General features: G+C 60.8%; 27 protein-coding genes. 18 read left to right on the top strand and 9 right to left on the bottom strand.

The features are described 5' to 3' along the window. Positions 1 to 14 precede the first annotated feature (14 nt). The 3 genes from QWI18_RS21190 to QWI18_RS21180 form a co-directional block, all read right to left on the bottom strand. Positions 15 to 758 (bottom strand): TorF family putative porin, encoded by a 744-nt coding sequence (locus QWI18_RS21190; protein WP_083233260.1) that lies wholly within the window; start codon positions 756 to 758, stop codon positions 15 to 17. A 161-nt stretch (positions 759 to 919) separates the two neighbouring features. Beyond that, a complete protein-coding gene (locus QWI18_RS21185) occupies positions 920 to 1405 on the bottom strand; it encodes a hypothetical protein (protein WP_065992694.1) in 486 nt (161 codons plus the stop codon). Between the two features lie 195 nt (positions 1406 to 1600). After that, positions 1601 to 1780: a hypothetical protein gene (locus tag QWI18_RS21180; protein ID WP_037012170.1), complete on the bottom strand. Its 180-nt coding sequence runs from the start codon at positions 1778 to 1780 to the stop codon at positions 1601 to 1603. 370 nt (positions 1781 to 2150) lie between these two features. Here QWI18_RS21180 and QWI18_RS21175 point away from each other — a divergent pair, with 370 nt between their 5' ends. Further along, complete coding sequence (locus QWI18_RS21175; RefSeq protein WP_192134002.1) at positions 2151 to 2987, top strand: S1 RNA-binding domain-containing protein; 837 nt, start codon at positions 2151 to 2153, stop codon at positions 2985 to 2987. Positions 2988 to 3049: 62 nt separating this feature from the next. On the opposite strand, the gene QWI18_RS21170 is transcribed toward QWI18_RS21175, so the two are convergent. Beyond that, positions 3050 to 3430, bottom strand: coding sequence for a hypothetical protein (locus QWI18_RS21170; protein ID WP_065992698.1), 381 nt, complete (start codon positions 3428 to 3430; stop codon positions 3050 to 3052). A 754-nt stretch (positions 3431 to 4184) separates the two neighbouring features. Between QWI18_RS21170 and QWI18_RS21165 the strand changes: the two genes are divergently transcribed. From QWI18_RS21165 to def, 3 genes are all read left to right on the top strand, one after another. Beyond that, positions 4185 to 4376: a CsbD family protein gene (locus tag QWI18_RS21165; protein WP_065992700.1), complete on the top strand. Its 192-nt coding sequence runs from the start codon at positions 4185 to 4187 to the stop codon at positions 4374 to 4376. 268 nt (positions 4377 to 4644) lie between these two features. After that, the gene (locus tag QWI18_RS21160) at positions 4645 to 5643 is read left to right on the top strand and encodes a YihY/virulence factor BrkB family protein (RefSeq protein WP_065992702.1); all 999 of its coding nucleotides are present in this window, start codon (positions 4645 to 4647) and stop codon (positions 5641 to 5643) included. Between the two features lie 60 nt (positions 5644 to 5703). Beyond that, complete coding sequence (gene def, locus QWI18_RS21155; protein WP_192134000.1) at positions 5704 to 6243, top strand: peptide deformylase; 540 nt, start codon at positions 5704 to 5706, stop codon at positions 6241 to 6243. Positions 6244 to 6469: 226 nt separating this feature from the next. Here the strand turns inward: def and QWI18_RS21150 are convergent, their stop codons facing one another. Then, positions 6470 to 7300 carry a class I SAM-dependent methyltransferase gene (locus QWI18_RS21150; protein ID WP_369319761.1) on the bottom strand — a complete coding sequence of 277 codons (831 nt, stop codon included), beginning with the start codon at positions 7298 to 7300 and terminating at the stop codon, positions 6470 to 6472. A gap of 121 nt (positions 7301 to 7421) precedes the next feature. Then, entirely contained in the window at positions 7422 to 7835 is a 414-nt protein-coding gene (locus tag QWI18_RS21145) for a GNAT family N-acetyltransferase (RefSeq protein ID WP_369319760.1), read from the bottom strand. Positions 7836 to 7958: 123 nt separating this feature from the next. Here QWI18_RS21145 and QWI18_RS21140 point away from each other — a divergent pair, with 123 nt between their 5' ends. The 8 genes from QWI18_RS21140 to QWI18_RS21105 all read left to right on the top strand — a co-directional run bounded on the left by QWI18_RS21140 (position 7959) and on the right by QWI18_RS21105 (position 13316). After that, positions 7959 to 8900, top strand: coding sequence for a fatty acid desaturase (locus QWI18_RS21140; protein WP_369319759.1), 942 nt, complete (start codon positions 7959 to 7961; stop codon positions 8898 to 8900). A 43-nt stretch (positions 8901 to 8943) separates the two neighbouring features. Next, positions 8944 to 9723, top strand: a complete 780-nt coding sequence (locus QWI18_RS21135; RefSeq protein ID WP_369319758.1) for a phosphate/phosphite/phosphonate ABC transporter substrate-binding protein — start codon at positions 8944 to 8946, stop codon at positions 9721 to 9723. Between the two features lie 117 nt (positions 9724 to 9840). Next, on the top strand, positions 9841 to 10350 hold the full coding sequence (locus QWI18_RS21130) for a sigma-70 family RNA polymerase sigma factor (RefSeq protein WP_369319757.1): 510 nt from the start codon (positions 9841 to 9843) through the stop codon (positions 10348 to 10350). Positions 10351 to 10423: 73 nt separating this feature from the next. Further along, positions 10424 to 11437: an ABC transporter substrate-binding protein gene (locus QWI18_RS21125; RefSeq protein ID WP_296306758.1), complete on the top strand. Its 1014-nt coding sequence runs from the start codon at positions 10424 to 10426 to the stop codon at positions 11435 to 11437. A gap of 61 nt (positions 11438 to 11498) precedes the next feature. Beyond that, a complete protein-coding gene (locus QWI18_RS21120; protein WP_369319756.1) occupies positions 11499 to 11909 on the top strand; it encodes a GNAT family N-acetyltransferase in 411 nt (136 codons plus the stop codon). After that, entirely contained in the window at positions 11843 to 12082 is a 240-nt protein-coding gene (locus QWI18_RS21115; protein ID WP_369319788.1) for a GNAT family N-acetyltransferase, read from the top strand. Before QWI18_RS21120 ends, QWI18_RS21115 begins: the two co-directional genes overlap by 67 nt. A 239-nt stretch (positions 12083 to 12321) precedes the next feature. After that, positions 12322 to 12819, top strand: coding sequence for a hypothetical protein (locus tag QWI18_RS21110; RefSeq protein ID WP_369319755.1), 498 nt, complete (start codon positions 12322 to 12324; stop codon positions 12817 to 12819). 59 nt (positions 12820 to 12878) lie between these two features. Further along, on the top strand, positions 12879 to 13316 hold the full coding sequence (locus QWI18_RS21105) for a nucleoside deaminase (protein WP_065992720.1): 438 nt from the start codon (positions 12879 to 12881) through the stop codon (positions 13314 to 13316). A gap of 7 nt (positions 13317 to 13323) precedes the next feature. On the opposite strand, the gene QWI18_RS21100 is transcribed toward QWI18_RS21105, so the two are convergent. From QWI18_RS21100 to QWI18_RS21090, 3 genes are all read right to left on the bottom strand, one after another. Further along, positions 13324 to 14325, bottom strand: coding sequence for a diaminopimelate epimerase (locus QWI18_RS21100; RefSeq protein ID WP_296306764.1), 1002 nt, complete (start codon positions 14323 to 14325; stop codon positions 13324 to 13326). A gap of 66 nt (positions 14326 to 14391) precedes the next feature. Beyond that, positions 14392 to 14994, bottom strand: coding sequence for a LysE family translocator (locus QWI18_RS21095; RefSeq protein WP_369319754.1), 603 nt, complete (start codon positions 14992 to 14994; stop codon positions 14392 to 14394). 54 nt (positions 14995 to 15048) lie between these two features. Next, entirely contained in the window at positions 15049 to 15885 is an 837-nt protein-coding gene (locus tag QWI18_RS21090) for an AraC family ligand binding domain-containing protein (RefSeq protein WP_369319753.1), read from the bottom strand. Positions 15886 to 16144: 259 nt separating this feature from the next. On the opposite strand from QWI18_RS21090, the gene QWI18_RS21085 reads away from it, so the two are divergent. From QWI18_RS21085 to QWI18_RS21060, 6 genes are all read left to right on the top strand, one after another. After that, the gene (locus tag QWI18_RS21085; RefSeq protein WP_296306770.1) at positions 16145 to 16486 is read left to right on the top strand and encodes a hypothetical protein; all 342 of its coding nucleotides are present in this window, start codon (positions 16145 to 16147) and stop codon (positions 16484 to 16486) included. A 41-nt stretch (positions 16487 to 16527) separates the two neighbouring features. Further along, positions 16528 to 17709 (top strand): PQQ-dependent sugar dehydrogenase, encoded by a 1182-nt coding sequence (locus QWI18_RS21080; RefSeq protein ID WP_369319752.1) that lies wholly within the window; start codon positions 16528 to 16530, stop codon positions 17707 to 17709. 168 nt (positions 17710 to 17877) lie between these two features. Then, positions 17878 to 18213, top strand: coding sequence for a helix-turn-helix transcriptional regulator (locus tag QWI18_RS21075; RefSeq protein ID WP_065992734.1), 336 nt, complete (start codon positions 17878 to 17880; stop codon positions 18211 to 18213). After that, the gene (locus QWI18_RS21070) at positions 18213 to 19478 is read left to right on the top strand and encodes a type II toxin-antitoxin system HipA family toxin (protein ID WP_065992736.1); all 1266 of its coding nucleotides are present in this window, start codon (positions 18213 to 18215) and stop codon (positions 19476 to 19478) included. Before QWI18_RS21075 ends, QWI18_RS21070 begins: the two co-directional genes overlap by 1 nt. Positions 19479 to 19623: 145 nt before the next feature. Continuing rightward, a complete protein-coding gene (locus QWI18_RS21065; protein WP_369319751.1) occupies positions 19624 to 21795 on the top strand; it encodes a TonB-dependent siderophore receptor in 2172 nt (723 codons plus the stop codon). A gap of 115 nt (positions 21796 to 21910) precedes the next feature. Continuing rightward, positions 21911 to 23230 (top strand): MFS transporter, encoded by a 1320-nt coding sequence (locus QWI18_RS21060; protein ID WP_192133970.1) that lies wholly within the window; start codon positions 21911 to 21913, stop codon positions 23228 to 23230. Positions 23231 to 23456 lie beyond the last annotated feature (226 nt).

Genomic DNA, 23456 nt, shown 5'->3' with positions numbered 1-23456 from the left:
AGCGGTTCAACCCATCAGAAAAACGAGCGGACGACCTTCAGCGTGACGGTGCTTTCGCACTGCGTGTTGTGCCCGCTGTAGGCGCTGCAATCGGCGCCTGTCAGGCTCGAACCGCTGTACATCAGGTTCATGTCCATGCCCAGCACCGGGCGCGATACGTTGAAGGACCAGTCGCTGTAGGCATTGACCACACCGCCACCGTCGATGATCGTGGGTGAGTCGAGCTGGTGGTTGCCGTACTGCATGCGCAGGTCCAGGCCCAGCGGAATCATGTCGCCGAGGTCGAGGAACAGGGTGCTGTCCTGGCGACCGGCGTCAGTGCTGAAGGCGGTGCCGATACGGCTGTCGAAAATGCGGAAGCCGGCGTACAGCTCGTGGCTGTCGAGCTGATCGGTGTTCGGGTAGCTGTAGCGAATCACGCCAAGCTCATAACCGAGGGTTTTGTCGAAGGGCTTCTTGAACCCCATGTAGGAGTCGACTTCCAGCGAGGTATCGGGCGCGAGCCCGGTGCTGGGGGACCATTGCCCGAAGTAGAAGCCGCTTTCGTGGGTCAGGTCGAGTCCGCCATGGAATTTGGAATCGGCACCGCTTGGCGTCACCAAGCCCTGGGCCATCGTGCGGCTGGGGGTGGTGCCGAGCTTGAGGCTGAAGTCGCCCAGCTCCCGCTCGATGACCTGAGCGCTGGCGGCGTGATGCATGAAGGCGGCGCAGGCAAACACCGCACCGGTCCAACGGTTGAAACAGCGAGCATAAGGCATGCTTCACTCCTTTCAGGTTTCGGAGGAGTGGGTCGAAGGTATCTATGCTGACGGCGAATGGCCCGACAAGAACCGCGATCTAGAGCGTCGCAAGGATACCGCCGATTGGCGATATCTCGCGACCATTGGTCGATTCGATGCAGATGGGCTGAACGTTGCGATCAGTTCGCGGTGGAAATCAGCTGGTTGACGACGATCAACGCCTGGGGGAAAGAAGGATAACCGCTGGTGGCGACATCCAGTTTTTCGTACCTGGCGCGATAGGCGCGGGCCTTGTCCTGATCCTCCGTTCCGGCCCGTTGCGCCTGCAGGGCGATGGCCAGCGGGTAGTTGCGGTCGGCGGAGTCATCGAGCTTGGCATCAACCTGTTTCGGGCTGGCGTTCTGACGCAAGAGCAGGATCGCTTGATAAAACTCCGCCTCGCCGGACGTGTCTTCGCGCGCCGCCCGTTCCAGCAGGGCGCTGGCGAGCTCGTCGTTTTCAGCGCGGCGCTCGTTGATCAGCAGCTTGGCCTGGAGCATGTCGTTCTGGTACAGCAGATAGTCGGCGCGGCATGGGCTGCCCGCCACCGAGGTGTCACATCCGTGGGTCGCACAACCGGTCAGCCCGAGGCTTAGCAGGGCGCCGATGATCATCCGTTTGTTCATATCGGTTTCCGCAGAGACTTCAGCAGTTCAGGGCATCGTCCGTTCTGTTGCCATATCATGCGCGGCGCCATTGACAGGCAGCTCGGTGCGTCATGTGACAAGAGAGTAAAGCAGAGCTTTGTGCAGCGAGGAGCGATGGACCTGGCGCCTTGTGATCAAAGCGCCTGGATGTCGACCGCGGAGGCGGGAGAAAATTTACTTTTTGCCGAGGGAGATCTGCTTGGATGGGCCGAAGGTCTGGCCGCTGACACCTTTGGCGATCTGCTGGATCTCGCCACCGGATTTCAAGAAAGCTGCAATTTGCGCGTTGATCGAATCGCTGGTCTCAACGGCAGGAGCTGGCTTGGCTTTCGAGTTGGATGCTTTTACACGCATGGCTGCAATTGACCTATATAAATTTAATACGGCCGGCCATCCTATCGGAATTGGCCGGAAATTGCTTGGGTATTATCCGATGAGGGGAGGGCTGTTGCTCGGGCGGTGGTGCAGACATATTCTTCGACATTAGCCGCTAACTGACTGTTTTAATTGCGATGTTCAATCGGGCGTTCCGTGGTGTTCGACCAGCCTTCATGGCTGCTGCCAGATTCAACGACCTGACGAATGGCTTGAGCCCGGCACCGTCTGCGCGGTGACGTTCATCAACCCCTTGATTTTCAAAGCAGGCAGCCGACGCCAGAGGCCGATCCGGAACGCCCGCCGGAATTCGGGTAGAATGCCGCCCACGTAACGAGGGTATCTGCACATGGCTTTAGTCGGGCGCTACAACAGTTTGCAAGTGGTGAAACACACCAACTTCGGTTTATATCTGGACGGGGCACAAGATGGCGAAATTCTGCTGCCCAATCGATATATCCCCAAAGATATTCCCAGCGAAGATGAAGACTGGCTCAACGTCTTTATTTATCTGGACAGCGATGACAAGTTAATCGCGACCACGGAAAAACCCAAGGTTCAGGTGGGTGAATTTGCCAGCCTCAAAGTGGTTGAAGTCAACAGCATCGGCATCTTTCTGGATTGGGGGCTGCCCAAAGATCTGCTGCTGCCGTACTCGGAAGAAAAGCAGCCGCTGAAGGCCGGCGATTACTGCGTGGTGCATGTCTACCTCGACAAGCACACGCGCCGCATCACCGCGACCACGCGTCTGGATCGGTATCTGGACAAGGTGCCCGTTAACTATGCTGTCGGGCAGGAAGTGGACTTGCTGGTGGCGGAAGAAACCGCGATGGGTTTCAAGGCGATCATCAACAATAAGCACTGGGGCTTGATTCACAAGAACGAGGTGTTCAAGTTCCTGCGTTCGGGCAAACAGGAAAAAGGCTTCATCAAGGAAGTGCGCAGCGACGGCAACATCAGCCTGAGCCTGCAGCCAGTGGGCGAACAGCTTGCCAGCAGCCTCAACGCGCAGATCCTCGGCAAGTTGCGTGACAACAACGGCGTATTGCCTGTCAGCGACAAGAGCGATCCGCAGGTCATCAGCAACCTGTTCGGCGTCAGCAAGGGCAACTTCAAGAAAGCGATCGGCGCACTGTACAAGCAGGGCCAGATCGTCATTCACGCCGACCGTATCGAATTGGTCTGACGTGATACTCGAGTGCAGCGCCGGGTGATTGGCGCTGCACTCGTCAGATTAACGCGGGTTGATCATTTCTGCACGAAGCTGGCGAAGCTCAGGTTCGCGCCGTTCGGGCGCATGTCCTTCAAGTACGAATCCTTGTCAGCCGAGAGCTCCAGGCTCACGGTGGACTTGCGCTTGCCTTCATTGCGAACCACCACCGCGTCTTTTTGATCGCGCAGGAACTTGGTCGTCACCTTCAGGTGAATCAACTCATCCGTGCTAGGCGTGTGCAGAAGCAGATGCAGCCACTCGTACTGACCCACTGCCAGACGGCTCATGGGCAAATCAAACCACCAGATATTGCGCTTGGGGTCGAGCACGGCGAAGTGCGTGTTATTGGTGCCGAGGACGGCGCCGCCGAGCTGTTCATTACGGCGCGCAATGGCCTGCTGCTTATCGAGTTTCATAACATTCCTGGATCACGGTCTCGTCAACCTGGCCCGACGCCCTGAGCGCCGCCGGTTCGGTCGCGCATTCTCCGGGGTTCTCGGGGAAACATAAAGGCAAAATTGGCCGGCGCGATTCGCGGTCTTCGACAGGGACGCGGAGCGCCCCGGGCTGCATTCCCGCGCGGAGCGTGGGAACGATCAAATGTCAGCGCCTGAACGGGCCTCTTCCCGGCTAAAGCCGGTCCTACTAAAAGCAACGCTCGCAGCCAGTGGCACCGGCGCCGCCCGCTGTAGGACCGGCTTCAGCCGGGAAGCCCTTGATCTGCTTAACGCGCTTTTGAGCTGCTCTTGATCTTCGTACGCATAAAGTCCAGACACCACCAAGCGCGACTTGGGCGCAGGCCGAACGCAGACGATGCGCAGTGGGCCGAGCCGCATGGATGCGGCGAGAGCGCCGTCAGGACATGGATGTCCGTTCGGCGCGGGCCCACGGAGCGTCGTCGGAGTGAGGGTATTCCGACGGAGGAGGAACCTAGCCAGGAGCAAGCACCCTTGGTTACTTGGGGTGCTTTTCCAAGTAACTCGCCGAAGGCGAAACGTTCTGCCGTTAGGCAGGACCTAAGCAAACCACATATCCCCCAGACGCATTAAAAACCCAAGCCCACGACGCCCAATCAATCCAGTCGCGAATTAATTGAACCTCTGATTCACCGCTCCGGTCAGTTCTAGTGTCGAGTTAATGACATCCTATTTCCACCCTGGAGTGAACCCTATGAGCAGCACCGGCGATAAAGTCAAAGGCATGGCTAACGAAGCAGTAGGCAACGTCAAGCAGGGCGTCGGCAAAGTGACCGACAACGACAAACTGCGTGCCGAAGGCAAAGCGCAAGAAATCAAGGGCGAAGCCCAACAGACTGTTGGCGAAGCCAAAGACGCTGTGAAAAAAGGCGTCGACAAGGTCTAAATCCCTTGCGCTCTGAGCCCAATGGCTCCAGGCGACCTGATTTGCGACACCGTAACGGCCATCCTCTGATGGCCGTTATCATTTGCGTCACCGACCGCCTGAAACACATCAAATGTACCCAACACCCCGGGCACCCTGTAAAAAGCCAGCCCGTTCGGGTAACTGACGGAATTTCAACGCCATTGCCCGCTCGTATGCATACCGCTTGTAGATACGCTTGAATCAATAATCGTGCTTCGGCTACATCTGTGTCGCGAAAGGAGACGCCATGATATTCCCGGACTTGCGCCAGCTCAGCATCAAGACAGTGTTGGTCAGAACGGTCAAAGAGTTTCTCGATGACGAGATGTCGACCTACGCCTCGGCACTGGCCTACCAGATGCTGTTTTCGCTGTTCCCGTTCCTGCTCTTCCTCATTGCTCTGATCGGCTTCCTGCACCTGCCGGACTTTTTCAGCTGGCTGCGACTGCAATCGGAACTGGTCCTGCCGCCCCAGGCCCTTGACCAGGTCAACCCGGTCATTGACCAGCTGCAACAGTCCAAGGGCGGTTTGCTGTCGATCGGTATCGTCATCGCGCTATGGACCGCCTCGGCTGGCGTGCGGCTGATGATGAGCGCCATGAACGCCGCGTATGACGTGGTCGAAGCGCGCCCGGCCTGGAAGCGCATCCCGCTGTCGGTGTTCTACACCATCGGCATCGCCGGCATGTTGCTCACGGTTGCCGCGCTGATGGTCACCGGCCCGGTGGTCATGAACTGGCTCGCCGCGCAGATTGGCATGGAAGATTTCATCGTCACGCTGTGGACGGTTCTGCGCTGGCCGCTGATCATCATCCTGCTCATGGTCGCGGTGGCGATCATGTATTACGTCATGCCCGATGTTAAGCAGAGCTTCCGCTTCATTACCCCGGGCTCGGTGCTCGCGGTCGTGGTGTGGATCGTCGCATCGCTGGGCTTCGCCTACTACGTCAAAACCTTCGCCGACTACAACGCGATGTACGGCAGCATCGGTGCGATCATCGTGTTGCTGCTGTATTTCTACATTTCGGCGGCGGTGTTATTGCTGGGCGCTGAGATGAACGCGGTGATCGAGCACATGTCCGCCGAAGGCAAGGAGAAGGGTGAGAAGGAAGAAGGCGAGCGCGATGGCACGGCCGATTTTAATACGGTGCACCTCAAGCAGCACGTCTCGGGTCTCGGTCGCGATCACACCCATGACCATGACTACACGCCAACGCCGCCGGTGCTGAAGACCGACAAGTTCTGATAACGCTCAAGGCAGACGGCGCCCGCTGATGGCGCCTCTGCCCGTTGCAGAGGGCCCGCAATGATTCGCGAAATTCTGAAAATGGGCGACGAGCGCTTGCTGCGCATCGCGCCACCTGTCCCCGAGTCGATGTTCGGCTCCCGTGAGCTGAAGACACTCATCGAGGACATGTTCGAAACCATGGAAAGCGTCGGCGGTGTCGGCCTGGCCGCGCCGCAGATCGGCATTGACCTGCAGTTGGTGATCTTCGGTTTCGAAAGCAGCGATCGTTATCCGGATGCCGAGGCGGTCCCCCAGACCATCCTCCTCAATCCGCTGATCACCCCGCTGGAGCAAACCCTGGAAGAGGGTTGGGAAGGCTGCCTGTCGGTGCCGGGCCTTCGTGGCGTGGTCGATCGCTACGAGCACATCCGCTACGAGGGTTTCGACCCGGACGGCAAGCTTATCCAGCGTGAAGCCCGCGGTTTTCATGCGCGGGTCGTCCAGCACGAGTGTGATCACCTGATAGGCCGGTTGTACCCGTCACGCATTACCGACTTCAGCCGCTTTGGATTCATCGAAGTGCTGTTCCCGGGGATGGACCCGAACGCGGACGATTAACGCTTCGGAATTTCACAAAATCTTGGAGCAGATGAGTACCTATGCGGGAGTGAGCGCTCACGAAGAGCCCGGTACATCCGCTAAACATCCGGCGGCTGAGCGAGCGCTTTCGTGAGCAAGCTCACTCCCACAGGTTTCGCAGCGGCATCGTAAACAACCTCGCTTCCACAGGTTGTTCAGCGTTATCAGGGCGAGCACATTCGGCCGAGATTCTCTGCAGCTCATATTATTTCGCTGGCTTGATGAACCGCAGCGTCATGCGGTCGGACTCGCCGATCGCCAGAAACTTCGACTTGTCCTGCTCACCTTTGACCAACGCCGGCGGCAGCGTCCAGACGCCGTCGGGGTAGTCTTTGGTGTCCTTGGGGTTGGCATTGATTTCGCTCTGGCCAGCCAGTGTGAAACCCGCGTTCTGCGCCAGTTCGATCACGTAATCCGTCGGCAGGTATCCGTTTTGTGCGTTGTCCCTGGCCGTGGTGCCGGGTTTGGCCCGGTGGTCGACCACGCCCAGCGTCCCGCCCGGTTTCAATACCTCGTAAAACGCTTTGAACGTCGCCGCTTCGTTGCCGGCGTCGACCCAGTTGTGCACGTTGCGGAAGGTCAGCACCGTGTCGGCTGAGCCTGGCTTACCGAAGACCGGCACCCGGGGCGCGTAGGCCACGACCTCGACCTTGCCGTAATGCGCTGGGTCGGCCGCGTATTTCTGCTTCAGGCTGTCGGCGGATTTTTTCGCGTCATCGCCGGTGGCAGGGTCGACGATGGCTGCCACGTAATGGCCTTTATCTCTGAGCAGCGGCGCCAGCAGTTCGCTGTACCAGCCGTTGCCCGGCGTGATTTCGATAATCGTCTGATCAGGGCGCAGGTCAAAAAATGTCAGGGTTTGCTCGGGGTGACGGTATTGATCGCGGGCCGTATTTTGCGGCACGCGCCAGTCGCCGCTGAGGACGGTCGCGAACTGCTCGTGGCTGACGGTGGATTCAGGTGCAGCAGTTGCCGCCGCTGCCAGGCCCGTCGCCGAAAGTGCCGCGAGAGAGAAAACCATAAGCGCCGGGTTCATGTGCATCCTGCTTGATCGAGAAATGACCGGCGAGGCTAGCACGCGAGGCCGGGCCTCGGATGGCACGTTTGGTTTGGTCCACCGCAGGAAAGGTTCTAAGCCTGCCAGCATCATCCGCCGATCAATCGGCACATCGAACAAGCGAGATCAACGATTTGGTCTGTCGATAACGCGCCAGCCGTGCGGCCAGTTCCTGAGGCAGATCCTCAACCCCCGTGAAGCCGAGTCGCTGATAGAACCCGCCGAGTTCAGGCTCACAGAACAACCAGACATTGCCTTCAACCGACGTCAGCGCGGCCGCGATCAAGCCCGCCGCGACACCTCGCCCGCGCTCGGCTGGCGCGATAAACAGCCCGGTCAACCAGTGCCCGCCAGCGACCGGCGTCAGGCACAGGGCGCCGATAATGCCTGGCTGGCGCGCCACCCACACCTGCGCCTCGCCCCTGGCGCGCATGGACGACCGATGGGCGCGGTAGAACTTCTCCAGCAACGGGCGCTGCACGTCGGGAAGGGTTGAAAACTGGATGTCGGGCATGTGCGGCAGGCGTCGGCTTGAGGGTGGATTCAGCGCATCGTTCTACCCTCATAACCAATCGATCTACAAGTTTTTCCTGCGTCGTTGCACAACCGGTTATCAGCCCGAATGCAGGAACCGGCAATGCCCCACTACCTGGACGACGCGCAGCGCGAAGAGATCAAGCGCCTGCGTGCAAGCTTTACAGGCCGCACGGAATGGCCGACCTGGTTACTGCTGATCGGCGTATTCGCAGGCTGGCCGACGTTGCTGGTTGCCAGCCCGCAGCTGGGCGTTTGGCCGACCACGCTGTTGATGGTCCCGATGCTGGTGCTGTGGATGTCGGTGCAACATGAGGTGCTGCACGGCCACCCGACGCGTTCGTTGCGACTGAACAAGGTGCTCGGTTACGCGCCATTCGCGGTCTGGTACCCGTACACGCTGTATCGCGACACCCATATGCAGCACCACTGCGATGAAGACCTCACCGTTCCCGGTCGCGACCCGGAAAGCCGCTACCTTAGCCAGTTGGAATGGAAGCAGACCGGCATGCTGATGCGTGCGCTGCGCTGGCTCGACAAGACCCCGCCCGGGCGTCTGGTGTTTGGCGTGCCGTTGGCGCTGAGCAGTCTGATCGTCGGCGAAACCCGTCGATTGCTGCGTGGCGAGCGTCAGGCCTGGGCGATGTGGTCGACCCATGGTGGATTGCTGGTGCTGACGTTCCTATTCATCGAGCATTACGCCGCGATCTCGGCCCTGCATTACGTGATTTTTTGCAGCGTGCCGGCGCTGGCGGTGTCGATGGTTCGCTCCTATTACGAGCACCGTCCTGGCGTGCAACCCCAGGAGCGCACTGTCATCAATGAGGCGTCGTGGCCGTGGGCCTGGCTGTTCCTGAATCTGAATCTGCACCTCGTCCACCACGACTTGCCTGGCTTGTCGTGGTATCACATGCCCGTCGTGTATCGGGCGCGGCGCGAGGAGTGGCTGGCACGCAGTGGCGGTTTTCTGGTGGCCGGTTACGCGGAACTCTTTCGTCGCCACAGCTTCAATCCTATCGACAGCCCGCAACATCCCCATGTTTGAAACCCTATGTCTGAAACCCCAGGTCTGATGAGGAACACCGAACATGCCCCAAGGTTTCGCTGAACTGTTGATGTATGTCGCGCCGCCGCGCATTCGGCAGGCGCAGGAACAGTGGCTGAGCCGTGTGCTGGACATCCTCGGCGTGCAGCGTCTCGATGCTCAAGACCTGGAGCTGAAAGCGCTTTGGCTGTCGCCGCAGTTGCTGCTGACGCAAACCTGCGGTTATCCGCTGATGACTGAATTGCAGGGCAAGGTACAGGTGGTCGGGCGGCCTGTTTATCAGCTGCCCCACAGCGCCAATGGCAACCACTGCAGCCTGTTGATCGCCCGCGAGGACGATCCGCGTCAGGCACTCGTCGAATTCAGGGGCAGTCATGGCCTGCTCAATTCGCGGGATTCCAATTCCGGCATGAACCTGTTCCGCCACGCCCTGGCGCCGCTTCAACAAAACGGGGCGTTTTTTGCTGATGTGACGCTCACCGGCGGCCACCGCAGCAGCCTCGCTGCGATCAAAGCGGGTGACGGCGATCTGGCCGCCATCGACAGCGTGACCTTCGATTATCTGGCGCGCGACGGTAGCGAGGAGGTCGCCGGCGTGAAAGTGATTGCTCGAACGGCGGAGGGGCCGTGCCTGCCGTACATCACGCGCCTCGGCGCCGAGGCTGATGTCATCCGCGAGGCAATGAATCAGGCGCTGACCGAACTCCCCGATGTCGCCCACGTGTTGGCGATCAGCGAGGTGATGTCTGCGAGCGTGGAGGATTATCAGGTGTTGCTGGATTACCGGCAGCAGGCGGTATCACAAGGCCTGGCTTCGCTCTAGTTATTCCTCGATGGTCTATAAAGAACACTTTTAAGTATTTTTACTGCATAACCGCGCTTGCTAGCATGCCCACTCGGAAGGTCCCGATGATAAAAATTTCAGGGCAGGGGATGTCTTATGGCTGGCGCCGATATGATGCATCGCCAATACCTCGGCGAACTGTTTGAGCAGCACCACGCCTGGCTATGCCTGCGCCTGCGTCGGCTGCTCGACTCCGAGCAGAGCGCCGAAGACGTCGCGTCCGAAACCTTCCTGCAACTGCTGGCCTCGCCGAACGTTGTGCCAATTCGCGACCCGCGCGCGCTGCTGACCACCATTGCCCAGCGACGGGTGTATGAGCGCTGGCGGCGGCGTGACCAGGAGCGCGATTATCTGGAGGGATTGGCCCTGGAAGATGCTGTTCCGTGTGCATCCGCAGAAAGCCACGCCGCTACGCTGCAAATCCTTGACCGTCTGGATCGCCGCCTTGACCGCCTGCCTGCGAAGATCAAATCAACCTTTGTGCTCTCCCGTCGCGGCGGGCTGACCTATCCTGAAATTGCCGCGCAGCTGGGCATTTCGCAGCGTTCGGTGAGCGACTACATGGATCAGGCTGAAACCTGTTGCCGCCGCGCTTGTCTGGAATAAAGCGTGTGCTGTGCCCGGCCAACTGTGCCAAACCGATTGAGCTCCTCCCATCCTCGAGCGACGAGAGACATCCATGACACCAATCAAAAAACTGCTGGGCGGCTCGCTGCTGGCACTGGCTGCCCTGACGGGCTCGGCGTACGGCGCAGAAAAAACCGCGCCGATTCATTTCGGCGACATCACCTGGGAGAGCGGCAGCCTGATCACCGAAATCCTGCGCACCATCGTGGAAAAAGGCTACGGCTATCCCACCGACACACTGCCCGGCAGCACGGTGAGTCTGGAAGCGGCGCTGGCGAAGAACGACATTCAGGTGATCGGCGAAGAGTGGGCGGGCCGCAGTCCTGCGTGGGTCAAGGCGGAAGCCGAAGGCAAGGTCCACGGCCTGGGCAACATCGTCAAAGGCGCGACCGAAGGCTGGTGGGTGCCGGAATTCGTCATCAAGGGCGACCCGGAGCGCGGCATCAAAGCGCTGGCGCCAGACCTGAAATCGGTATCGGACCTGCCCAAATACAAGGACGTGTTCAAGGACCCGGAATCGCCGGACAAGGGCCGCTTCCTCAACAGCCCGACCGGCTGGACGTCGGAGATCGTCAACACCCAGAAGCTCAAGGCCTACAAGCTCAACGACAGCTACGTGAACTTCCGTACCGGTTCGGGGGCGGCGCTGGATGCTGAAGTTGCATCGTCGATTCGCCGCGGCAAGCCGGTGTTGTTCTACTACTGGTCGCCGACGCCGCTGCTGGGTCGCTTCAAGCTGATCAAACTGGAAGAGCCGCCATTCAACGAAGCCGCCTGGAAAACCCTCGCCGACGCCAGCAATCCCAACCCGATCGGCTCCAGCTCCCTCGCTGCGCACCTGGCCATTGGCGTGTCGGAACCGTTCCGTCAGCAGTACCCGGATCTGGTGAGCTTCTTCGAGAAGGTGGACCTGCCCATCGACCAGTTGAACAAGACTTTGGGCGAGATGAGCGAGAAGCGCCAGGAGCCCAGCGTTGTGGCGAAAAGCTTCTTGAAGGATCACCCGGAAGTCTGGTCTTCCTGGGTGCCAGCTGAGGTGGCCAGCAAGGTGAAAGCCGGCCTGTAAGCGCTTTCCCTTCAAGCTGTGGGCAAGCGGGCTGCCGCTTGTCCCACAGGCAACCCTGTTCATGTACGAGTCACGCTTCATGAACCCTTTATGCCTTCCCCTTCATACCGAACGCCTGATCCTGCGCGAACTCACCCCTGACGACACCCCGGCGCTGGCGCAGATTCTGGGCGATGCCGAGGTGATGCGTCATTCGGTGGCGGGCGTGTTGTCGGAAAAGGCGACAGGGGAGTTCATCGACTGGTGCCGGATTTCCTACCGTGAGCGCGGCTTCGGTCCGTGGGCGGTGGTGGAAAAATCCACCTCAACCCTGGCCGGCTTCTGCGGTCTCAATGCCGAGCGGGTCGATGGCAAGGACGAGATCGAGATCGCTATCGGCTCGCCACCGGGTTCTGGGGGAAAGGCCTGGGCACTGAAGCGGCGCGCAGCGCTCTGGCTTATGGTTTTGAAGAACTGCAGGTGCCGTCGCTGATCGCCATCGTTCAACCGGCCAATTTCGCGTCGGTGAAGGTGATTCAGAAGCTCGGGTTCGGCGGGTTCGTTCACAGCCAGTATCATCGACAGGGCGTGAGAATTTACCGCATGACCGCGCAGCAATGGGCGCTGGGTCGTGCAGTAGAATCACAAGATACGCAATTCCCGTAGGGCCGGCTTTAGCCGGGAAGGCGTCAGGCGTTTCAATGCAGAACTCACGGCGTGCGCGCTGGCCTCATCCCGGCTAAAGCCGGTCCCACAAGGTATGCATCGTTCGGCCAGAGATCGCTCACCGATGGATATCTCGCCCCTCAACTGTTAGCGTCCAGCAGACAATCAAAGCGTTGATCACCGATAAAAAGTCGCCGGGAGAGGACATGGAATATTGCAGATCGACAGCAATGACGATAATGAAGGCGTCACTCGGGCTGACTTTAGTGGGGGTGATGGCCCTGCAGAGCGTGGCATTGGCCGGCGAAACCGCGCCCGCCCCCGCTCCCGCACCCGTGGCCGGGGATTCCGCGCTGACCTTCGTGCAGGAGCGGCATCTGGGCGAAAGCCTGGGCTGGCTGGGTTATCAGGTGGCGTCCCACACGGTGACCTTCGCCACGATCGTCGAGACCGTCGGCCGTACCAAGGCCCAGGAAATCGTGCAGGACGAACTGCAAAGCCTGCAGCCGCAGTATCAGCAGGAATGGGACCGAAACCTCGCGGCCGCCTACGCCGCATCCTTCAGCCCTGAAGAGCTGAAGGCACTGGACGCCGCAGACCCGGCGCCGGACGTCGCCAACACATTCCGCAACAAGCAGCGCGATGTCGGCGCTGACATGAAGGACCGCTCCAGCGAGCTGCTCAAGGTTTACGTGTCCACCGCGCTGGACAACGCATTGAAAAAAGCCAAGCCTTGAGCGCGCGTTTTTATGAAGCGTTTTTTCGATCATCCCCGTCACGAAGGAAAGGAGAGACCATGGACCCGTTCATGCAAGCGGCCATTGATGAAGCGCAGAAGGGCCTGGACGAAGGCGGTATTCCCATCGGCTCGGTCATCGTCCACGACGGCAAGATCATCGGTCGTGGCCACAATCGTCGCGTCCAGGAAGGCAGCGCCATCAAGCACGGCGAGATGGACGCCTTCGAAAACGCCGGTCGCCAGCCCGCCCGCGTTTATCGCGAAGCCACGCTTTACACGACCCTGTCCCCCTGCGCGATGTGCAGTGGCGCGATCCTGCTGTACGGCATCCGCAAAATCATCGTCGGCGAACACGAGACGTTCATGGGTGAGGAGGAATTGCTCAAGTCCCGTGGCGTGGACGTGAATGTGCTGCACGACAAGACGTGCGTCGGACTGATGAAGCAGTTCATCGCGGACAAGCCTGAGCTGTGGAATGAGGACATTGGGGAGTAGGTCAGCGTCAGGCCTTGACTCGCGCCGTCCCGAATAACTGCACCTGCTGCAACTGCCCGTCGCGCTCGATCAGGCGCAACGGCGCGGTGCCGCCGGGCATCACCACGTCCACCAGACCCGCTTGGACCCAGCCGCAGAACCACGCTGCCGACGCGACCGCGCTGGCGCTGGTGCCCGATGACGCCGTCGGGCCTTCGCCCCGTTCGAACACCCGCGCTGTGATGCGGTTTGGCCCCGAACGCGCGGCCCATTGCAGATTGACTCCGCCAGGGCAGGGGTCGCCGCTCCCTGATTCGCCGGCGACGAAGGCGATGCGGGTCAGGGCGGCGTTCAACTCGGTTTGGTGAAGGTTTGCGAAGCCGGGCAGATCATCCACATCCGCCATCAGCGTGACGCAATGGGGGTTGCCCACCCTGACGAACACGCTGGTCTGCCATGCGGGGTGCAACGCCGCTATACGCTCGACCCGGTTAACCTCCCGCTCATTGAGCATCGCTTTACCGACACCGGCTCCTGTCGCGCCCACCGCCTGTGGGCCGAAAGTGGGGGCGCCGATGTCCAGCCAGAACCCGTTCACGCCGTCGACGGTTGCAGAAACCGCCTGGGTTGCTACGGGGCTTGGCATGTCAGCATTGTCGTGATGAACGCGCAGGCTGAACGGCGCGCTGTCGGTGCCAAGGGCTGAGTCTTTGAGTGATTGAGCGAAGATGGTCAGGCCGTTGCCGCTGCGTTCAGCGAGGGTGCCGTCGGTGTTGACGATCAATAGGTCGAACGGCGCGGTGTCCTGGAACGGGCCGACCAGAAGACCGTCCGAGCGGTGAGATTTGCTCCCCGGTGGACGCTGGCCAGCGGGCCAGTCACAGATCGCCGCGACGGCTTGAGCGGTCCAGGTGTGGCGGCCAGTGGCGGCTTCTATCGGTGACTGGGGCAGAGGGACGCCGAGGGTGCGCAGGGCATCGGGAGCAATCACCGCGTAGATATTGCCGCGAGCGTCGTAGAAGCGAGCCATGGTCAGTCCGGATCAGGGAGTCAGCGCGCATTAAATCACGCCGACCCGCGCGTTGCTGCCCACCCTTCACACCACCAACGTCAACCACGCCGATACCAGCAACAGCACCGCCATCGCCTGATTGAAGCGCTTCATGCTCTGCGCCGAGCGGCAGAATGTCGCGGCGCTGACGCCCAGCCAGGCCCAGGCGCTCATGCACGGGATCGACACCAGGAAGAACGCCAGCGACAGCCATATCACCCGCAGCATGCGATCGGCGTCGGTGCCGGCGAACACGCTGACCACGGCCAGCGCCATCATCCAGGTTTTCGGGTTCACCCACTGCAGGCTCGCCGCGCCCCACAGGCCCAGGGTCGGGCCGCTGCAGCGTTGCGTCGGGTCGATCGCTTCGGCGGGCGCGCTGAATATCTGCCACGCCAGCCAGGTCATCCAGGCGATGCCGACCCATGACATCAGCGTCTGCACCTGTCGATGCCGCGCCAGCACGTCGCCCAGCCCGGTGCCGACCATCAGCACCAGCAACGCCGCACCGGCGCAGGCCCCGAGCACAATCGGCAGCGTGCGGAGCAGGCCGTGGCGCGAGCTGTTGGTCAGTACCAGAATGTTCGTCGGGCCGGGCGTGATGGACGCGACGAAAGCGAACAGCAGAAAGGGCAGGAGGGTTTGCATAAGGCCACTCGGCGGTCATTGATCGTGGAGCAATGATCCGCGCGCCGTGGGCGGTCAGTCTGGAACAATTGAGCAGCGTCGGCGGTAGTCCGCCGGGGTCATGCGATAGGCGCGCTGGAACCAGCGGCCCAGATGGCTTTGATCCGCGAAACCCAGGGCCGCCGCGACGCTGACAGGCGCCTCGCCCCGCGCCAGCAGATGGCGGGCGCGGGTCAGGCGCAGCTGGATCAGGTAGGCATGGGGCGCCAGGCCGAACGCGGCCTTGAATGCGCGGCTCAGGCGGAAACGATCGACGCCGGTCACCTGCGCCAGATCGTCCAGGCCAATGTCCTGCTGCAAATGGCTGTGCAGATAGTCACGCGCTCGCTGGGCCACCAGCGGCAGGCGGGGATCGGGGTCGATCAAGGTGCGCCAGCGCAAGTGGCTGGTCAGGTTGGCCAGCAGGTGGTCCAGCGCGGTCTGGCGCACGATGCGCAGTTCGTCGTGGTGCATCGCTTCGAAGGCGTCGGCCGTCGCGATGGCGAGGCGCGGGTCGTCCGCCAGCGTTGCCGCGAAGCTGAGCTGGGCGTTGTCCGGCGCTTCTTCAAACTGCGCGCGTAACTCTCGGTCAAGCCAGCGCGGGTCCAGATACAACGTGCGGTAGGTAAAGCCGCCCGCTTCCGGGGCCGTGCCGTCGTGGATGTCGCCCGGCTCGAGCAGGAACACTTTGCCCGGCGTGCTGTTGTGCTGCTGTCGACGGCAATTGAATTGCTGCAGACCCTGTTCGGTGATGCCGACCAGATAGCTGTCGTGCCAGTGGGGATCGTAGGCATGGCCCTCGAAATGCGCGCGCACTGTCTCGATGCCGGACGTGGCGTCCTGCTTGAGCTCGATCCAGTTGCTGTCGGACATCGCATGGCCTCTGAAGGGGTAGCGGGTTTGGGTAGGCGGTCAAGCTTGAGTACGTTACCGCGCCGCTTACGGCAGGTCTGGAAGAATCGTGCAGCGGACGACGAAGTGTCGGCGCATGGGACGGTCCGGCGGGTCGGCGACTATTCTTGTTACAAAGCGAAAGGTCCTACACGTTGCTCATCCACCGTGACAGCGCGAACCTACGCGCTCGATCGCCATCAAAGACCGGAATCGTTACCCATCCCACAGAAGGTAAATGATGAACAGTTTTCCGCGACGCCTCGCCGTCGTCTTGCTCGGCGGACTGTTGTCCGCCGGGCTGGCGCAGGCCGATGATCACACCGCGCACTCGCCGCCGCTTCTGGCGGCCGCCGGTTACCCGAGCCGCTCGATCAACGTTCCCGATAACGGCGCCGTGCGCCGTGCCAATCCCAACAGTCGTCAGGGCACCGAGTCCATCGCGCCACGTGTCGGTGGCCCGAATCTCGGACCGACGCAGCCACGTCCGCCCACCCTTGAAAACGGTGGCATCGGCAACGGTTATCCGACCCGGCAGCAACCCGCCCGGCCTTCCGGCGATACCGAACGCCGCAGTAACTGAAATCACTGCCAGCCTCTCTTCCATTTCAGAAGGAACCGCCTATGTTGCGCGCCACCCCTTTTTACAAGCTCGCCCTCCGCAAGACATTGCTGGCGACCTTATGCGCCTCCGCATTATTGGGCCTCTCCGTGCAGGCCACTGCTGCGACCTATCAGAGCGAGGCTGGCACGCTGACCGTCGATGAGGTCGTCGGCGGGTTGCAGCATCCCTGGGCGGTGGCGTTTCTGCCGAACTCCCAGGGAATGTTGGTCACCGAGCGTACGGGCAATCTGCGCCGGGTGACGCCTGACGGCAAGTTGTCGGCGCCGATCTCCGGCGTGCCGAAGGTCTGGGTGCAAGGGCAGGGCGGTTTGCTGGATGTCGAGCTGTCTCCGGATTTCGCCAAGGACCGCATGGTGTACCTGACCTACTCTGAGGCCGCGAGCGACGGAAAAACCGGCGGTACGGCGGCGGGGCGCGCAAGGCTCTCTGAGGACATGACCAAGCTCGAAGGCTTCACGCGCATTTTCCAGCAGCAGCCGAAACTGTCGGTGGGCAACCACTTCGGCTCGCGCATCGTCTTTGATCGCGACGGCTACATGTTCATCGCCCTGGGCGAAAACAACGATCGCGCCACGGCTCAGGACCTCGACAAACTGCAGGGCAAGGTCGTGCGCCTGTACCCCGACGGCACCGTGCCCAGGGACAACCCTTTTGTCGGCCAGAAAAACGTTCGGCCGGAAATCTGGAGCTACGGTCACCGCAATCAACAGGGCGCCGCGCTCAACCCCTGGACCGGCACGCTGTGGACCAACGAGCACGGTCCGCGTGGCGGGGACGAAATCAACATCATCGAACGCGCCGGCAATTATGGCTGGCCCATCTCGACCTTCGGCATCGACTACAGCGGCGAGCCCATTTCCGAGTCCAAGGGCAAGGTAGTGGAGGGCGTGAAAAACCCCTTCCACGTGTGGGAGAAGTCCCCAGGCATCAGCGGCATGGCGTTCTACGACTCAAGCACGTTCAAGGCGTGGGACCACAACGTCTTCATTGGCGCGCTGGCATCGGAGGAGCTGATCCGCCTGGAGCTCAAGGAAGACAAGGTGGTGCACGAAGAGCGTTTGCTCGGCGAGCTCAAGTCCCGCATTCGCGACGTGCGACAAGGGCCGGATGGGTATGTGTATGTGCTGACGGACGAGGACAACGGGAAGTTGTTGAAGGTCGGGTTGAAGGTGGAGCAATAGGCTCTTGTAACGTGTATGGCTCACTTCTAATGGGTGAGCCTAATAGGGCTCATTATCGCGAAAATGTAATCTATAGAGCTCATTTGTCAGAAATGAGCCCTATATAGCTCATGCCTCTTGACCTGAGCCATATACATTACATACTCGCTGCTCGACAGTGAGGCTCCCATGAAAACTACCCTGCTGGACCAAATTAGAAAGCGGCGCCTGGCGCTGGGCCTGCAGATTCAGCAGATGCCACTGCGTGCGGGCCTGACACGTCAGCAGTACGGCAAGATAGAAGCAGGTGGGAATCCGCGGTTGACGACCCTCGACCAGATTGCAGAGGGACTCGATGCGGCTCTGCTTCTCGTCCCCAAGTCAAAGCTTGCGGCGGTGCAGCGAATCCTCGACAGCGAGGCCGCCCACGACATTGATCGCCCGTACGCGGCGCAGGTGAGTGAATCTTCAGGTCCAGAGCATTTCATTCATGAGGCTGACGAGAGTCCGTGGGGTGATCTCTGATGGCTGATGAAACAGTTGCGGCATTGCAGCTGACCCTTCAGGGGGAGCGTGTGGGGTACGTGGCGGGATATTCCAATGGCAAAAACGTATTCACGCTGGAGCCCGAGTACATCGAGAATCAAGCCCGACTCCCGCTGACGCTTTCACATACTGACCCTATGGCATTTGCGCAGCAATTGGCCAAACGGCACCCCTACGTCAGCGCCCATAAACTGCATCCGGTGTTGAGCAACCTCCTGCCGGAAGGAGCGTTGCGCGATTATCTCTCGCAAGCGATGAAGGTCCATCGCGATAACGAGTTTCCACTGCTCACCTGGCTGGGCCGCGACTTGCCGGGCGCTTTGGTTGCAGAGCGAATGGACGCTGCAGACATCCCCGGCCTTGCGTTGCAGCACCGTGGGAAAATCGCCCCGACCGTCATCGGCATTCCTGATAGCCAGGCGCATTTCTCACTGGCTGGGGTGCAGATGAAATTTTCCATGCGCGACAGAGATGGGCGGTACATCACCGGTGATCCTGATGCGCCTGGCGACTGGATCATCAAGACGCCTTCGACGATCCACCCGTTTGTGCCCCTCAATGAGTACACGGCGATGACGCTGGCAGCGCTCGCTGGTGTTGAAATTCCCGAGATCAGGCTGATCCCGATGGCTGACATCGAAGCGCTGCCAAATATAAACCTGCCGAATGAAACGCTCGCTTACGGCATACGTCGTTTCGACCGTCTGCCAGGAAACGTGCGGGTGCATGCTGAAGATTTCGCGCAGGTATTCTTCGCCTACGCACACGATAAATACCGCAATGCAAGCTCAGACCAGATTGGGAAACTGGTATATCGCAGCTCGCTCCACGCGCAGCGTGATGCAATACAGATGGCGAGGCGGCTACTGGTGAATGTGCTACTCGGCAATGGCGATGCGCACCTGAAGAACTGGAGCATGATTTATCGCGACGGTCGAAACGCCGAGCTTTCACCAGCCTACGACATTGTTACGACCAAAGCCTACATCGCCGACGAGAGCAAGCCTGCGTTGAATATGGCCAAAGCCAGAAACTGGTATGGTATGTCACTCGAACACTTCAAGAAGTGGGCTGAATACGGCGACATTCCTTGGCGACCGGTCCTTTACAACTTGAGAGCGACCATCGACAGCGCACGCACCCTGTGGCCCGGTGCGCTTGAAAATAGCCCCATGCCAGACGCGCAGAAGGACGCCTTGCGGGCGCACTGGAAAGATCTGCATCAAGACTTCCGTATCGGATGATTCTTCGCGATCTACTTCACGTTTATCCCTGCACTTAACATCAATCCCGGTTGTAAAAATTCCGCGCAGAACGTAAAAGAGGCGCCGCCGAACTGGCCTGTGTTTCTCGTTGCCCGACTGTCCCTCTCCAGGAATTCAACCGCCGATGATCACCTCGTCCCGTCCCGCTGCCGGCTTCACCCGTCGGCTGTTGCCGTTGAGTATCGCTTTCGCTTCGCCATGGCTGGCGGCCCAGGAAGCCGAGCCGGTGACCCTGGATGCACTGCGCGTAACGGGGGAGCAGGAGTCGATTTATCAAGCGAGTGGCGCGTCGGTTGGCGGTTTCAGTGAAGCGCCGCTGCGCGACACGCCGGCGTCGATTTCGGTGTTCACCGCCGAGCGGCTGAAGGACCAGCAGGCCAAGCTGCTCAGCGATGTTTTGCGCAACGACGCGTCGGTGGGCGACAGCTATGCACCGGTGGGCTATTACGAGAATTTCGTCGTGCGCGGTTTCTCGCTCAACGCGGCCAACAGCTACCGCATCAACGGGCGGAGCATCACCGGCGAGCAGAACGTGGCGCTGGAAAACAAGGAACAGGTCGAGCTGCTCAAGGGGCTCTCCGGCCTGCAGAGCGGCGTGTCGGAGCCGGCGGGCGTGATCAATTACCAGACCAAACGCCCGGAAGACGTGCGCTCGGTGACGGTCTCGACCAACGAGCACGGCGAGCGCTACATCGCCACGGACGTCGGCGGCTGGTTCGGCAGCGAGAAGCAATTCGGCCTGCGCGCCAACGTTGCCCACGAGGATATTCGCTCCTACGTCGAGCACGCCAATGGTCAGCGGGATTTCGCCTCCCTGGCCTTCGACTGGAACATCAACGACCAGTCCACCCTGCAGCTCGACGTCGAATACCAGACCAAAGAACAGCGCTCGGTGCCGGGCTACCAACTGCTGGGCGGCACCGCGCTGCCCCACGACGCTTCGCCGCGCAAACTGCTGGGCTATCAAAGCGGCTCGAACCCGGTGGGCATCGACTCGCTGAACATGAACGGCCGCTACGAATACCGCCTCAGCGACGACTGGAAAGCCAGCCTCAGCGCTTCACGCAGCCGCGTGGTCATCGACGATTACAGCGCTTTCGCCTACGGCTGCTATTACCAGAGCGACTGCCCTGCCGAGCCGTTGACCGGGCACTTCACGCCCAGCGGCGGTTACGACATCTACGATTTCCGCAGCCCGGACGACACGCGACGCAACGATGAAGTCGAAGCGTCCATGACCGGCCTGTTCGACACCGGCTGGCTTAAGCATGAGCTGACCTTCGGCAGCAGCGCGTTCCGGCGCACGGTCGACACCCGGCCGTATTTCAGCGAATACGTCGGCTCCGGCAACATCCACGAGACGCCAGACACCTTCGCGCCGTCGGACCTGTCCGTGGGCCACACCGAACGGCGCCTGGACAGCCGCCAGTACGGGCTCTTCGCCACCGACCGCATCCGTTTCAACGAGCATTGGCAGACGGTGATCGGCGGGCGTGAGGTGAAGCTCGATGAAAAGGCCTACAACGAGGACGGCAGCGACAACCGCCATACCGAGCGCTCGATCTTTCTGCCCCAGGCCGCGCTGATTTACAAGCCGATCGACAACGTTTCGCTGTACACCAGCTACAGCAAAGGGTTGTCCCTGGGCGGCACGGCGTCGGTGTTCGACAGCAATGTCGGGGAAATCCTCGCGCCGACGATCTCACGTCAACTGGAAGCCGGGGTCAAATACGACTGGCGCCGCATGAGCTTCACCGCTGCCGTATTCCAGACCCGCCAGGCGTATCAGTATTCGAAACCCAGCGACGACGGCAGCCTGACCTTCGTCCAGCGAGGCCAGCAGAAAAACACCGGCGTCGAGCTGAGCGCCAATGGCTACGTGACCTCGCAGTTGCAGATGTCGGCCAGCGTCGCGGCCATTCGCGCGCGGGTTGAAGACAGCGGCACCGCGGCTTACGAAGATCATCAGGCAATCAACGTGCCCAAATTCCGCGGCAGCCTGTCAGCCGATTACGCACTGCCGATTCAGGGGCTGGCGTTACTGGGCGGCGTGCAATACAGCGCCAGCAAATACGCCAACCGCGAAGGCTCAGTGAAAGTCGATGACTACGCGGTGTTCAACGCGGGCAGTCGCTACAGCACGAAAATCGAGGGCTACGACACGGTCTTGCGCCTGACCGTGGATAACCTCTTCGACAAGCGCTACTGGCGCGACGCGGGCGAATACCTGGGGGACGATTACCTGTTCCTCGGCGCACCGCGTACGGCGCGGGTGTCGGCGACGGTGAATTTTTAAATCAGCTGCTGAAACGCGTCAGCCGTCAGCGATCCGCCCGCAGGCCGTCAGCTTTGTTATCCTGCGCGCCTTTGTCGCACCCGCGTGCGTTTCAACCTGTGATTTGGGGTCTTTCATGACAGCCATTCTTCGACCACGCCCACAACCCATCAGCCGGGGAGACTACAAAACCCTGGGGCTGGCGGCACTGGGCGGGGCGCTGGAAATCTACGATTTCATCATTTTCGTATTTTTCGCGCTGACGCTCAGTCAGCTGTTCTTTCCGCCGGAAATGCCCGAGTGGCTGCGCCTGCTGCAAAGCTTCGGCATCTTTGTCACCGGCTACCTGGCGCGCCCGCTGGGCGGGATTCTGATGGCGCACTTCGCCGACAAACTGGGTCGCAAGCGGGTGTTCAGCCTCAGTATCCTGATGATGGCGCTGCCGTGTCTGCTGATCGGTGTGATGCCGACCTATGCCGACATCGGCTACTGGGCCCCGTTGATCCTGCTGGCGCTGCGCATCCTTCAGGGCGCAGCCGTGGGCGGCGAAGTGCCAAGCGCCTGGGTGTTCGTCGCCGAGCACGCACCGAAGGGCCATCGCGGTTATGCGTTGGGCGTTTTGCAGGCCGGGCTGACCTTCGGCTACCTCATCGGTGCACTGACGGCGACCTGGCTGGCGAAGGTCTTCAGCCACGCGGAAATTCTCGATTACGCCTGGCGCATCCCGTTTCTGCTGGGCGGGGTCTTCGGCGTTATCGGCGTGTGGCTGCGCCGCTGGCTCAGCGAAACCCCGGTGTTCATGGCGATGCACGCCCAGCGCGAGGGCATGACTGAGCTGCCGCTGCGCGCCGTCCTACGTCAACATCGGCAATCTCTGCTGCCGGCTGCGTTACTGACCTGCGTGCTGACGTCCGCCGTCGTGACGCTGGTGGTCATCACGCCTACGGTGATGCAGCAGCGTTTCGGCATGGCCCCCAGCGACACGTTCGCCCTCAGCAGCGTGGGTATCGTCTTTCTCAATATCGGCTGCGTGCTGGCCGGCATGCTGGTCGACCGAATCGGCGCCTGGCGCGGGGTGGTGCTTTACAGCCTGTTGCTGCCCGTGGGCGTCGGCGTGCTCTACGCCAGTCTGGTCAGTCACTGGCTGCCATTGAGCCTCGCTTACGCGGTGGCCGGCCTGGCCTGCGGCATTGTCGGCGTCGTGCCTTCGGTCATGGTCGGACTGTTTCCGGCGAACATTCGCGTCTCCGGCATCTCATTGACCTACAACATCAGCTACGCCCTGTGGGCAAGCACCACGCCGCTGGCGCTGATCGCCTTGATGCCATGGAGCCCGTGGGTGTGCGTCGGCTACTGCGTGATCATGGGCGCGGTCGGTCTGGTGACGGCCATGTTCTTTGGCCTGCGCAAGGGCATGCAGGTCGATGATCCGCGGGTGGTACAGGCTGGAAACTGACAGGGCAGGGGGCGTCGCAATGGCGCCCCTTGTCGACATGAGGGTGCGGATTTCAAATCCGTGCCATTTCAAACGAGATTGATCCGCTGATTTGTAACAGATGATTGTAATTATCATTTGCAGCGTTTATTGTCCCCCGTCTATACAACTCACCCGCTGTTATATAACCAAATGGCTCTGCATTGGGTCGTGCGTGGATCAATTGTCTGCTGGTTCAGTGGGGATG

Source organism: Pseudomonas sp. W2Oct36, assembly GCF_041060465.1.
In the GTDB taxonomy this organism is placed as follows: domain Bacteria; phylum Pseudomonadota; class Gammaproteobacteria; order Pseudomonadales; family Pseudomonadaceae; genus Aquipseudomonas; species Aquipseudomonas graminis_B.
This window is presented reverse-complemented; position numbering and strand designations above follow the sequence as displayed.